This window comes from Nesterenkonia sphaerica, assembly GCF_005771565.1.
Lineage (GTDB): Bacteria > Actinomycetota > Actinomycetes > Actinomycetales > Micrococcaceae > Nesterenkonia > Nesterenkonia sphaerica.
The window spans coordinates 55507-68438 of sequence record NZ_VAWA01000006.1; the positions used below are offsets into that span (position 1 = coordinate 55507).

Genomic DNA, 12932 nt, shown 5'->3' on the forward strand with positions numbered 1-12932 from the left:
GGCTCAGCCCCGGTGTCCGCTGTGGTCAGTACCGGGGCGCGGCGGTGGCAGTGCTGCTGAGGTCGCGGGCGACGAAGCCGACGACCTTGCGCTCCACGAAGAAGCTGAAGAACGGCACCAGGCCTCCGCTGATGATCAGGGCCAGGCGGCCGGCCCCCCACCGGAGCATGTACCACAGCCGGAAACCGGCCACCAGGTACACCACGTAGGCCACCCCGTGAGCTTGGGCGATCAGTGTTGAGGCAGACCGGGCGTCCTGCAGGGAATCGGCGGGGTAGAATCCGACGATGTTGGAGGCTCCGCCTACTGTGGTGCCGCCGAGGTAGAGCTCGTAGCCGTCCCAGAATGTCCACCCGAACAGCGAGCCGCTGATCAGGATCTTGGCCACCATGATCAGCAGGAAGATGCCGGTGATGATGGCCATCACGCGGTAGAACCGCAGGCCGCTGCGGATCTGCGCATGCGTTCCGTAAAGGCGCCGGACACCCTTGGCTGGGCGTGGCGGAGGGTCACCCAGGGCCGTCGGGTCTGCGGTGGTCTGCTGATCGGTCATGTGCTTTCCTCCACGTGCTTCTCATCCTGTCTCTGCTTCGCCGCCTGCTCAGCGCGCCACTGCTGCTCCCATTCACGGTCCAGCCGTTCCTCTTCCAGCTGCCGTTCGTGGGCGTCTTTGACCAGGCGCCACCACAGGTAGAAGGCGAACCCGGCGAAGACCACCCACTCCACGGCATAGAAGAGATTGAGCCAATTGATATCCCGACCTTCAGGCTGAGGCCCTACCCACACCGGCTGAAGCGATGACGCGCTCCCGGCAGCCTCCTCACTGAAGTCCACCACGAACCCGGAGTAAGAGTCCTCGCCCCATAAATTGATCAGTTCCGCCACCGAGAGACTCGGCAGCACCGGATATGGCAGCTCGCGCGGTCCGGGGCCGGGGGCCTCGGTCGGCAGCAGCCGGCCTTGGAGAGTGATCTCCCCGGTGGGTGCGGCCTCGACGGTGGTCTCTGCCTCAGCGGTCCATCCGCGCACCACGGGAATCACCTGATCATCGGGGGCGCCTTCTACCGCGAAGGCCGCCACCGCCCAATAACCTTCCTCGCCGTCCCGCATCCGGTTGGCGATCAACACCTCAGTCTGCGGAACGAACTCACCTGAGAGGTTGACAATCCTGTCGGCTTCATCGACCCCAATCGGGCGCTCCGGGGCGTAGATGTCTGTCAGCTCCACGGGTATCTCCGTGTCCTGGGCGTAGCTGCGCTCCGTGCGTGACTGATCGAACTGCCACGCCGAGAGCACCACGAACACGGTGGCCAGCACCAGCGCAAGGATCAGCAGGGTGATCCACTGAGGTTGGCGAGCAGTCGCCCAGAAGGAGGATGAGGGCACCACACCAGGATACGCATGCCGCCGCACGAGTTCTACATGAGGTAGAAATAGTCGATTTCAGCTATCCCGATTCCGGTGTCAGGATAGGTCTCATGATGCGACTAGATCACGTCTCTTTTGCTGTGGGTCCGGACGGGATGGACGCCACGGTGGAGCGAATCACCGATGCCTTGGGCGTAGACCGGGTCAAGGGCGGAATCCACCCCCGATTCGGCACCGCAAATGCCATTATCCCGCTGGCGGACCGCCAGTACCTGGAGATTGTTGAGGTGTTGGATCACCCCAGCGCCAACAAGGCTCCCTTCGGGCAGGCCGTGCGCAATCGCTCCCAGGTGGGGGGCGGATGGATGGGCTGGTGCGTCACTGTCGACGACCTGGCGCCATTCGAGGAGCGGCTGGGCCGCCGAAGCGTACCGGGGAACCGGAAGTTCCCGGACAATCAGGAACTGACCTGGAAGCAGATCGGCATCAAGGGGCTCATCGCCGACCCGCAGGTGCCCTACCTGCTGCGCTGGGATGACGGCACCGAACACCTGCACCCGTCACGGGCCTATGAGCCGCAGGCCAGGCTGGTCAAACTCTCCATCGCTGGCTCACCGAAGCGGGTGGCGGATTGGCTTGGCTCCCCTGATGCCGACCCGTTCGACAATGTAGCGGTGGAATGGGTTGCCCCCTCCGGAACTCCGGGGATCATGAGTGTGACCTTCTCCAGCCCCAAGGGCGAAGTCACCATCTAAGACGAAGGGTTGTGCTCCCGCGCCCTCACGGGGGCGGGAGCACAACCCAGTCAGCTGCTGCCGAGGTCGGGGTCAGCTCTCGGCTGCTGCCTTGTTCAGCTCATCCTCCAGCTTGGCCCGCTTACGCTCTTGGACTTCCGTGAGGCGTTCAGCGCGGTGTGCCCGCCGGCGCTTGGTGGGCCAGGTCATCAGCAGCGCCAGGAGGCTGAAGAGCAGCAGCAGCGCCGCCACCCAAATTCCTGCATCAATCCAGAACTGTTCCGGGTAGAGCCGGATCAAGGTCGAATCTGATGGGAAGCTCCAGTTCCCCTGGGGGAAGAACAGATTGTGGAACTCGGTGAAGAACAACCGCCAGTCCAGGATCGCCAGCACAGCGACAGCCACCAACAGGCCAAGGGTGACCCAGGCACCGGCAAAGACACCGCGGGCGAAGCCTCCGGGGCGCCAGGCGCGCAGGAGCAGTGCCATCAGCAGAGTCAGCACCAGCAGTCCGGCGCCGATGATCATCGCGTACCAGAGCAGTATCTTCACATCCGCCATATGCGAGACCTCGTTGTCCGTGAACAGCGGCTCCCCATTGGGGGTCAGCTGAGCCAGATACCGGGAGTCGGCGGCGTTGAGCAGAAAGTCGGTGCCGTAGGAGCCGTACAGCAGACGCTCCCGCAGATCCCACCCGCCAGGATCGTCCGGGAATCCGGGGCGCCAGTAGGTGACCATCAGGAACACGGGGGTGGCCACCAGACGGATCGCCAGCACCGCAAGCATCAGCGGGGTGAAGATGGCGATGAGCACGGTGAAGAACCGTGAGACGCCGCGTTTGTCCTTCTCCACCTCTTCCTGCAGCTCGTCCTCGTTGGGCGCTGCCACAGCATGGCCGCGGCGGGCCCGTGCGGCCGGCCGGTCAGGAGAGCGCTGGTGCCGAGGAGCTACCGGCGAGGCCGGTGAGACGGCCGGTGAGGCAGTCCGCTGGGCTGGCGGGTCCTCCCGGGGCAACGCCGTCGTGCGCTGTTCCTCCGCTGCGGTCGGCGCTGCTTGGGGGGCGCTTTCGGCCGATCCGGCCGGCGGGCGCGGTTGTTGGCTCACCGGGGGCACCACCTCAGTGGGCTCGGCGTCGCGCGGCTGCGCTGAACGGTCCGCAGGAGCAGGTACTCCTGCGGCGGGGTTCGACGAGGCCTCAGCAGTGTCCTCGTCAGTGCCGGCGTCGTCCTGCCCCAGGTGATCCTCCGGGAAGTCCGGCTCCGCCGAGGCGAAGGCACCGTAGTCCAGACCGGACTCGAATGACTTCTCCCGCGATGACTTATCGCGGGGTTCGTCAGGGTTCTGGCTCATGTTGTTCGCCTCTCCACGCAGTTCTGGCCTGATTACACAGTAGAGCTAGGATCCGCCGCTGTGCTGGAACCCGCCCGGCAAGTTGCCCAAATTGTCTCCGCTCACGCTGTGAGCTCGTGGTTGCCGGAGTCGTATCTTCCCAGGTCACCGGAGACTCCGGCGGCAGCGGCTCGGGCACCGAGCACGAAGGTGTAGACCCAGTAGCCAGCCAGTACCGCCGCGCCGATGCCGATGCGCAGCCAGTCCGGCCACGGTGCCGGCGTCACGAAACCCTCCACGATGCCGGAGACCAGCAGCACCAGCGTCAGCCCCAGGGCCACGGTGATCAGCCGGCGGGCCTCTTCCGCGATGGAGGTCAGGCGTTTCTTCTGCCCCGGGGCGACCCAGGCCCAGAAGATGCGCAGCCCCGCAGCGGCGGCGACGAACACTGCGGTGAGCTCCATGAGCCCATGCGGGAGGATGTTGAGCCAGAAGTCAGCTGCAGCGTCTTGTTCGTACATGACCCCGGCGGCGATCCCGACGTTAACGCTGTTGATACCCAGGATCCAGACCGGCCACAGACCGGTGATGCCGAAGGCGACGCACTGAGCGGCGATCCAGGCATTATTGGTCCACACCTGAGAGGCGAACGCTGAACTTGGATGTTCTGAGTAGTAGTTGACGAAATCCTCGTCCGCGTAGGCCTCCCGCGCCGCCTGGGGCATGATCAGATCGAGCTGCGGGTGGTGGTAGACCCACCAGCCTGAGGCTGCACCGAGGCCCAAAAACAGCGCAGCGATGATCAGCGTCAGCCAGCGCAACCTGTAGAAGGCCACAGGGAGGCCCTGCACGAAGAAGTAGGACAGCGCGGCGAGGACGTTCTCCCCCTCGCCGGTCAGCTGGGCTCGGGCACGCCCAATACCTACTGAGAGCCTGGCCGCAACCGGGGAATCCGGTTCCACGGCCTGAATCATCGACAGGTGCGTCGAGGCGCGCTGATAGAGCACGAGCATCTCGTCAGCTTCGCCTGCGGTGAGCCGCCGCTTCGAGGCGAGCCGGTGCAGCCGGTCCCACTGCGGCTGGTGCACGGCAACGAAGGCATCGATGTCCACGCCGTCCACACTATAGGGTGGCCCCATGCGCCACGTGGTCACCGGTGAGGCAGTTGCCCTGGAACTGTCCTCAGTCTCGGTGATCACCCGGGGCGCCTCGCTGCTGCTGGACCTGGTCATCTATTGGACTGCCATGGTGCTGGCGTTCGTGGCGCTGGGGCTCACCGGTGCCACGCTGGAGATCAGCGAGGCGGCCGCGGCGGCGTTGAGCCTCGCGACAGTGATCGGGTTCCTGGTCGTGGTTCCGGTGGCCGTGGAGACGCTGAGCCGCGGCCGGTCCGTGGGCAAGCTGGCCTTCGGGATCCGGGTGGTCCGGGACGACGGCGGCGGGGTCCGTTTCAGGCACTGTCTGATTCGCGGCCTGGCCGGATTTGCAGAGATATACCTCACCCTGGGGCTGCTGCCGCTGCTGATCGGGGTGTTCACCGAACGGGGCAAACGCCTCGGAGATGTCATGGCCGGCACCTACGCCATCCGCGCCCGTCACCCCAAGGTGCGCCCGGTACTGCTGCCGGTGCCCCCGGCGACGGCGGCGTGGGCGGAGCTGGCTGACATCGGTCGGATACCCGATGAACTCGCCGCTGGTGCCTCACGACTGCTGAGCACCGTCCAGGCTGCCGGGAGTACCGTCGACCGCTCCGCCCTGACTGCGGTCAGCGACCGGCTGGCCGGTGAGGTCATCCGCTATGTGGCTCCCGCGCCGCCGGCCACCTCCTCAGTGGAGTTCCTCACCGCCGTGATGGCGGAGAGGCGAAACCGGGAGTACCGCCGGTTGGCCCGGCAGCAGCAGCGGGCGGAGAAACTCCACCAGCGGCTGCACCGTCTCCCCTACCGGTGAATCAGGACCGGGTCGATCAGTACCGGGTGGATCAGTACCGGGTGGATCAGTACCGGTAGTGGTCGGGCTTGTACGGGCCGGCCACGTCGACGCCCAGGTACTCCGCCTGTTCTTTGGTCAGCTCAGTGAGCTTGACGCCGAGAGCGTCAAGGTGCAGCCGCGCCACCTTCTCGTCAAGGATCTTAGGCAGGGTGTACACCTCGGAGGCGTAGGCGTCGGCGCCGCTGTAGTCCTTGTGGGACTTGGCGAAGAGCTCGATCTGGGCGATGGTCTGATTGGCGAAGCTGGAACTCATGACGAACGAAGGGTGGCCGGTGGCGTTGCCCAGGTTCAGCAGCCGCCCCTCGGAGAGAACGATGATGGAGCTGCCGTGGGGGAAGACCCATTCGTGGACCTGTGGTTTGATCTCCACTTTCTGCACTCCGGGAATGGCGGCGAGCCCGGCCATATCGATCTCATTGTCGAAGTGACCCACATTGCCCACAATGGCTTTGTCCCGCATCCGCTGCATGTGCTCAGCGGTGATCAGGTCCTTGCCGCCGGTGGTGGTGATGAACAGGTGCGCCTCGTCCACCACGTCGTCCAGGCGTGCCACCTGGTAACCGTCCATTGCCGCCTGGAGGGCGTTGATCGGGTCGATCTCGGTGACGATGACGCGTGCGCCCTGTCCGCGCAGTGCATCAGCGCTGCCTTTGCCGACGTCGCCGTATCCGCAGATCACGGCAGTCTTGCCGCCGAGGAGCACGTCGGTGGCACGCATGATGCCGTCCGGGAGCGAGTGCCGGACCCCGTACTTGTTGTCGAACTTCGACTTGGTGACCGAGTCATTGACGTTGATGGCCGGGAAGAGCAGCCGGCCGTCCCGGGCAAGCTGGTACAGCCGGTTGACTCCGGTGGTGGTCTCCTCCGTCACGCCCTTGATGGCCCCAGCGATGCCGGTGAAACGCTGCGGATTCTCCCGCAGACTCTGGCGCAGGGTCTCGAGGATGATCCGGTACTCTTCCGGGTCGTCCTCCTGGGCGGAAGGGACCCCTCCGGCGGCTTCGAACTCAGCACCCTTGTGGACCAACAGCGTGGCGTCCCCGCCGTCGTCGAGGATCATATTGGCCCCGGCGGTGGGGTCTTCGTCCACGCCGGGCCAGGCGAATATCTGGGCCGCTGTCCACCAGTACTCCTGGAGAGTCTCGTTCTTCCAGGCGAAGACCGGCACGCCCTGCGGGTCCTCCACGGTGCCGTGGGGCCCCACCACCACAGCTGCTGCGGCCTCGTCCTGAGTGGAGAAGATGTTGCAGGATGCCCACCGGACCTCAGCGCCGAGTGCGACCAGCGTTTCGATCAGCACCGCGGTCTGCACGGTCATGTGCAGGGACCCGGCCACCCGGGCCCCCCGCAACGGCTGCTCAGCTGCGAACTCCTCGCGCAGGGACATCAGGCCCGGCATCTCATGTTCGGCAAGCCGAATCTGGTGCCGGCCTGCCTCGTGCAGTGAGATGTCGGCAATCTTGTAGTCAAAGCTCATGAATGGTGATCCTTCAGCAGAATAGGGACGCCCTGATCGATGGGGTATCTGATGCGGGGGTCGTTCACGGCGACAAGCTCCTGGCCTTCCTGGCGCAGGGGGCTTCCCGTGACTGGGCACCGCAGCAGCTGCACTATCAGCGGGTCGATCAGCGACGTGCTTGGCATGGTCTCCAGGGTACCTGTCTGTGCCCCGGGCACGGTCCGGACTGTCATCTGCGGACGTAATCCCCCGCGCTGCGGCACGGTGGTGCGCTGGTTCAGTCGGGCAGCAGCCGGAGGTGGCCCCTGCTGACCCCAGTGCCGGGTTCAGGAGCGCTCAGCGGCGTCGGCGCCTGCCGGGCTGCCGCAGGGGCACTGGCTGCAGGTTCCCTGACGGCGTCCGCCAGAGCCAGCAGGTCGTCAGTGGAGTCCTCGGCGGCGGAGTAGTCCAAGCGCAGCAGCTCCCAGCCGCGCGGGGCGCGCACCGCATCGGCATGGCTGGCGCAGAGATCGTAGGCGTGCGGCTCCGCATAGACGCTGATGGGGCCAACCACCACAGTAGAGTCAGCGTAGGAGTAGGTCAGCGTCGCCACAGCAGGAGCATCGCAGCTGTGCTTGGTACAACGGCGTTTGGAATCCACGAAAACTCAGCTTACCCAGCGGGAGCCGGGTTCGTGGGGATCCTGCTTCAACCGTGTCCTACGGTTCGATGCGCAGCGGGACGTGCTGAGCGCTGGGGGCGGCCGGGACCAGCGCCGCAGAGGTGACGCCGCCGACCTCACTGGAGGCGACGATTCCGCCGTAGGCCTCACCCTCAATATCGGCCACCACTACCGCGGCGAGGTCTTCCAGGTCGGCGGCCTGAGCGCTCTCGACCAGTTCCTCGTACGTGACCTCGGCGGAGGTGCCGGCGTCGACGTCGATGACCAGGTCCTCAGTGCGGCCGCCGGCGCTGTCCAACAGCCGATAGCTCACTTGGGCCGGCTGCTCTGCTGCGGGGTTCAGCACCCGCAGAGCGCTCACCTGCCCGGGTGCCAGGATGCCGACGGAGCCGGCACCGAGCGGTTCGGCTGCGGCCGCCCAGCTGAAGTCCGGGATCGGTTCCTGTTCCTGCTCGGTCTCGTCATCGACGTTTTCACCGGTGACCGGGTCAGTCTCCGGGTCTGCCTCGACGGTGATCTGCTCGCCGTCTCCTGCGCTGCGCACTGCAGCGAAGGTGGGTTGATCGGAGTTCAGCACCACGTCGTAGGTTCCGGTGGGCAGCCCGTGCAGGCCCGCCACCGCGACGCTGTCCGGCTCGAGGTTGAACACCCCGGGAGTTTCAGTCTCGACCTGGCCGTCTGCGCCGAAGACTTGGAGCTCAACTGTGGCCTCCTCCTCCCCGGGGGTGTAGAACCACAGCTCTGGGTTCTCCTCCGCGCCGGCGGGGACGCCGATCGCGATGTGCTGCTGCTGGGGGCCAGGCAGGGTCGGGAGCATCTCGACGCCGAGCCCCTCTGCTCCCACGGCGCCGGCAGATTGCAGGTGTCCGGCCACCGGGGCGCCGCTGGCCTGTACATGGACCGCAATTGCCGAGTCAGTCTCGCTCAGTCCGGCCAGGTTGACTGTCCGGACCGAATGCTGCGGGATCAGGACGGTGGTGGTCCCCAAGGCGCCGGTGTGTCCGTCTGCGTCGTAGGTGGTCACCTCGGCGGTGGCGTCGCGACTGTGCGGGTTGGTCAGGGTCAGCAGCGAGTTGGCCCCGTCACCTGTCTCTGGTCCCAGGAACCATTGGCTGCGGGCCGGGGCCTCGCATGTGCCTGCGGTCAGTCCGGTCACCGGCCCCGCATCTGCGCTGTAGGAATATGCTGCTGCGGTGACCGGGGCGCGGGAGGGCGAGCGCCCGGGCAGGGGGTCCACCTCCACCAGGGGCGCGCCCTGTTCGGCGTCGAACTCCTCTGTGATGTGCGGTCGGTCGGCCAGCGGCCCGTCACTGGCCGCATCGCGGGTGCCTTCAGCCAGCAGGGTCTCGGGTTCGCCGCGCCCTTGGTCATCGAGCGGGATCCATTGCGCAGCGGGGAACTTCCCGTCGGTCGCGGCGAACACCACGGCAGTGGTGCTGGCAACAACGGAGTCGTCCCGCTGGGCGTACTCCACCACTCCTTGCTCGGAGAGAGCCTCTGGGCGTCCCGGCGCCCTGGGGCAGACCAGCCGCTCGGCCACCGCAGGTCCTGGGACGGCATAGGGTTCGATCACCGCTGGCTGCGCCTGGGGCTCCGCGGCCCCCGACATGGCAGCCGAGCCGGCCACCACAGCCACGATGCCCAGGCCCGCGAGCATGGCCACTGAAGGCGCAGCGCGCTCCACGCGGCTGCTGCGCACCGGGGAGGTGGGTGTGCCGGCCTCGGGGGGCTGTTCCCGCTGGGCGCGGCGTCGGGCCCGCTGCTGCGCCTTAAGGTACTTCTTGACCTTTCTGGAACTCATGCCATCACCCCCCGCCGGGGTGCCAGCCGGGCATCGGAGACCACCGGGAGGATGCGCCAGCTTCTGGGCAGCGGCAGTGCGATGAGCACGAAGATCAGCAGCAGTGCCCCGGTCGAGACCAGGATCGGGTACTGCAAACGGGGTGTGTGGGCCAGTTCCAACTGGCCCTGCGGGTCATCGGCGAAGCTGGCCGGGAGGTGGAACTGCCGAGTCCAGGGGATCTCCTCGGTGCCGGGGCCCAGGCTGGATGCGGTCACCGGCCGCAGCGGCTGACCATCCAGGGCGGCGGCCCAGCCTGCGGCGCGCTCGGCGGCGATCTGCACGTAGTACTCGGTCTCCGGGTCCAGCTCCAGCACCTCGCCGTCGGGGGTGGCCAGCGCGGAGAGGTCCGCTGAGATCCGGTGGTGATCGCTGGGCAGCAGAGCCACCGGGTCCCCCTCCGCGGTCACGATGCGCGCCCAGGCGGTCGGGGCACCGGCCATCTCCGCCGGTGCGGCGAGGTCCTCGGAGGCCTGGGATTCTACGCGCCACAGGGCACCGAAGTCGGTCTCTCCCACGGCGCTGAGCCCACTGGCGGTGTCGACCGCCTCACAAAGCGCTGTCCCTTGGGTGACCAGCACATGCCCGATGCCGAGTTCGAAGGCGAGGTCGGCCACGTTCTCCGAACCGGGCACGACGACGTTTGCCACCAGGTCAGCAAGTCGCTTGTCGGAGTCGCTGAGTTCCCCGGAGCCAGTTTCGGGTGAATCGGCTGCAGTTTCGGGCGGTGTTGCCGAGGCCCACAGCGGAAGGTGTCCCCGGCCGGCGGCGCTGCGGTGCTTGTCCAGGGTCGCCCCACCGCCGGAACGCAGCTGAGCGGTGACCCCTTCGTGCGAAGAGGACAGCACCAATGTCCGGGTTTCGGCAGGTCCTGTCCCCAGGTCCGCCGCAGTGGCCGGGAGGGTCCGGACCGCAGCCGGTTCGATCAGTACCGGTTCGCTGTTGACCGCGGTGACGGTCCTATCCGTCAGCTCAGCGGTCGGCATCAGGCGAGGGGCGGCCCAGAAGACCCCCGAGGCGGCGATGGAGAGCACCAGCAGGGTGGAGGCCACAGGGACGAACACTCCTCCGAGTGCAGCCAGGGGTGGCGAACCGGGCTGCAGAGCACTGATTGCTGCAGCTATCAGGCACAGCGTCACCGCCGAGACCAACGGGCCGATGTGTGCGGCGAGGACTTCGCCGCCTGCGGTGCCCGCGGCCAGTCGGCTCACCACGGAGGAATAACCGATCAAGCCGAGGGCTGTCAGGCCGCAGATCATCATCAGCCCGCGGCGTCTGGCCCCCAGCATTCCCAATACCGCCACCACCAGCAGTGGCGCACCGATCAGCAGCGCCAGACGCAGCGCCCAATAGTCGGCCTCCAACATCGCAGGCAGCCACGCCAGAGCACCGGTGCCACCAGCACCGGGCAGCCCCGCAGCCGGGTCGAATGCCTGCGCGAACCCCAGCAGCTGCTGCCACACCGGGGCAGGGGCGCCTGCCTCGGAGGCGGCCACGTGTCGGCCCGGCTCGGAGATCAGTGCCACCAGGGGGCTGGACCCACGGTCCAGGGCAGAGGCCAGCATCGGAACGAAGATGGTCACCGCCGGAATCGGCAGCAACCACAGCACCCGCCCCTGCCGGCCCAGCAGCAGGGCTCCCACCACGCAGCTCAGCACCGCCGGTACCAGCAGCACGGGCGCGGAGGCGGTGACGGCCGCCATCAGCAGAGCCGCTGCGGCAGCAGTCTCCCACCCGGCTGTGAGGCGAAGCGCGGTGACCTGACCTGCGTGGGCGCGGCGCTGGCTGTGCAGGCGCACCGCACGCACAGTGACCAGCACCAGCACCGGCAGCAGGATATGCGCGAGCACGGCCCCGAGCCGGCCCTGACCGGCGCCGACTTGGAGCGCCGGGAGCAGAGCCCACAGCAGGGCGGCGATCAGCCGGTGCGCAGAGGTGGAGCTCCACAGCCTGGCCGCCCACCACGCGGTGAGCGCACTCAGCGGTGCTGCCAGAATCACTGTCCACAGGAGCACGGCCGAGGCGTGGCCCAGACTCACCGCAGACAGGAGGAGCAGCACAGCATTGAACGGGTCCGCGGCGGCGCGCTCACCGAGCGAATCGGCGGCCAAGAAGGACAAGGTATGGTGCCAGACCTCGTTCAACGAGGGGGAGACGGGTGCGGCCGCTCCGCCGCCCAATGCCCCCGCGGTGAGCAGGTCCCGGTACCCCACCAGCGAGATTCCGGTGAGCACGGTCAGCAGGAGGAACAGACCCAGCCGGTCCCCCGATCCGCGGGCGGGCAGCTGGTCGAACTCGCCGTCTCCGGCACCGACTTCCAGCAGACCGCGCTCCTCCGGCGGGGCTGTCCGCTCGGTGGTGGCGCCGACGGTCTCTGCAGTGGTGTCCCGGCGCCGCTGCTCACGCAGGCTGGCACCGCTGATCCGGGACTCACGGACCGCCCGGAGCCCACTGGCGACAACCTGTCTGGCGGAGTCGCCGGCTCGTTCCGGTCGCGACAGGGCAGCCTTGCGGCCTGCGCTGCGGTGCCGACGCAGCCTCGCCACAGCCGCCCAGTTCAGCAGCGCACTGGACGAGCTGCTGAACTGCGAGAGCCCCGCATCGGGCGCCTTGCACACCAGCAGCGCCACCAGCCGTCCGGCTGCGGCGAACCACAGGCCCAACCACAGCAGGGGCAGCAGACTCAGGTGGGCGTGGCTCAGCCGCAGCCGCACCTGGCTCTTGCGCTCGGCGTGACTGAGCAGGAGACTGCCCCCGAGCCGGTGGACCATCTCGCGCTGCGGCGCGGCGCTGCGGCGGACTGCCGCACCGGACTCCAGGACGGTGCGGGCCCCGACTTCCCGTGCCCTGACACAGAACTCGGCGGCGGCGTATTCGCTGTCCAGCTCCGGGCTGAACCCGCCGAGGTCACCGAACAGACTGGCGCGCACCATCATGCCGTGGGCTGAGACGCCGGGGACCTCGTCGCGGCCGTCGTACTGACCCTGGTCCAGCTCCTTGGGTTCGGTCAGCGGAGTCACCTCCCCTGAGCGGGCGACCCACAGCCCGGCACTGAGCAGGCGGGGCTCGTCAATCCCCCCGACCCACTGCTTGGCCCCCACGACTTCGACGGTGCCGTGGGTCTCCTCATCCTTGACGGTGAAGATCCGCTCTTCGAGGCGTTCCAGCGCTTGCGGCTCCGGCACGGTGTCCGCCGGGAGTATCCACAGCCATTGGAAGCGGGGGGCAAATCCGTCTCCTAGCTGCCGTTCGAAAGTTCGCCACAGAGGGGTGGACTTCACTCCCCCGGGGCCGCTGGAGAGCGTCTGTCTGGCCTGCCGGCGATGACGGATCAGCCGTGAGTGCAGGGACCTGGACAGGTCCTGCGGCCCGGCGTAGTCGGCAGAGCTGAGTTCGATGACGCTGTCCGGCTGCCGAGTCTGCCACTGCAACCCCGCTGCGAGGTTGAGCGCCCGCCCGGAAGCGTCCCACTGCGGGGACGCAAAACCGCCGCCGTCATGGAGTACGACGGCGGCGATATGGAGGCGGGCAGCCGGCCTGCTCACCCAG

The 12932-nt window shown here is 67.5% G+C and carries 11 protein-coding genes; 2 read left to right on the plus strand and 9 right to left on the minus strand.

All coding sequences use genetic code 11. From position 1 onward, the window contains the following. Positions 1-25: 25 nt before the first annotated feature. Entirely contained in the window at positions 26-553 is a 528-nt protein-coding gene (locus tag FEF27_RS06175) for a DUF3817 domain-containing protein (protein WP_138169977.1), read from the minus strand. Continuing rightward, the gene (locus tag FEF27_RS06180; RefSeq protein WP_166429929.1) at positions 550-1386 is read right to left on the minus strand and encodes an SURF1 family protein; all 837 of its coding nucleotides are present in this window, start codon (positions 1384-1386) and stop codon (positions 550-552) included. The genes FEF27_RS06175 and FEF27_RS06180 overlap by 4 nt, the downstream gene beginning before the upstream one ends. 92 nt (positions 1387-1478) lie before the next feature. Here FEF27_RS06180 and FEF27_RS06185 point away from each other — a divergent pair, with 92 nt between their 5' ends. Then, entirely contained in the window at positions 1479-2123 is a 645-nt protein-coding gene (locus FEF27_RS06185) for a VOC family protein (RefSeq protein ID WP_138169979.1), read from the plus strand. A 72-nt stretch (positions 2124-2195) separates the two neighbouring features. Here the strand turns inward: FEF27_RS06185 and FEF27_RS06190 are convergent, their stop codons facing one another. Both FEF27_RS06190 and FEF27_RS06195 read right to left on the minus strand, forming a co-directional pair. Next, entirely contained in the window at positions 2196-3452 is a 1257-nt protein-coding gene (locus tag FEF27_RS06190; protein WP_138169980.1) for a lipoprotein intramolecular transacylase Lit, read from the minus strand. Positions 3453-3553: 101 nt separating this feature from the next. Continuing rightward, positions 3554-4570, minus strand: coding sequence for a stage II sporulation protein M (locus tag FEF27_RS06195; protein WP_424991670.1), 1017 nt, complete (start codon positions 4568-4570; stop codon positions 3554-3556). Between FEF27_RS06195 and FEF27_RS06200 the strand changes: the two genes are divergently transcribed. After that, positions 4569-5381 (plus strand): RDD family protein, encoded by an 813-nt coding sequence (locus tag FEF27_RS06200; protein WP_138169981.1) that lies wholly within the window; start codon positions 4569-4571, stop codon positions 5379-5381. The genes FEF27_RS06195 and FEF27_RS06200 overlap by 2 nt on opposite strands. Positions 5382-5427: 46 nt before the next feature. Here FEF27_RS06200 and ahcY read toward each other — a convergent pair whose 3' ends face one another. The 5 genes from ahcY to FEF27_RS06220 all read right to left on the minus strand — a co-directional run bounded on the left by ahcY (position 5428) and on the right by FEF27_RS06220 (position 12928). Further along, the gene (gene ahcY / locus FEF27_RS06205) at positions 5428-6900 is read right to left on the minus strand and encodes an adenosylhomocysteinase (RefSeq protein ID WP_138169982.1); all 1473 of its coding nucleotides are present in this window, start codon (positions 6898-6900) and stop codon (positions 5428-5430) included. Beyond that, positions 6897-7067, minus strand: coding sequence for a Trm112 family protein (locus FEF27_RS13315; protein WP_166429930.1), 171 nt, complete (start codon positions 7065-7067; stop codon positions 6897-6899). The genes ahcY and FEF27_RS13315 overlap by 4 nt, the downstream gene beginning before the upstream one ends. A 92-nt stretch (positions 7068-7159) precedes the next feature. Beyond that, entirely contained in the window at positions 7160-7522 is a 363-nt protein-coding gene (locus tag FEF27_RS06210; protein ID WP_138169983.1) for a DUF3499 domain-containing protein, read from the minus strand. 58 nt (positions 7523-7580) lie between these two features. Further along, on the minus strand, positions 7581-9344 hold the full coding sequence (locus FEF27_RS06215) for a DUF5719 family protein (RefSeq protein ID WP_138169984.1): 1764 nt from the start codon (positions 9342-9344) through the stop codon (positions 7581-7583). Continuing rightward, positions 9341-12928: a glycosyltransferase family 2 protein gene (locus tag FEF27_RS06220; RefSeq protein WP_138169985.1), complete on the minus strand. Its 3588-nt coding sequence runs from the start codon at positions 12926-12928 to the stop codon at positions 9341-9343. Before FEF27_RS06220 ends, FEF27_RS06215 begins: the two co-directional genes overlap by 4 nt. Positions 12929-12932: the final 4 nt, after the last annotated feature.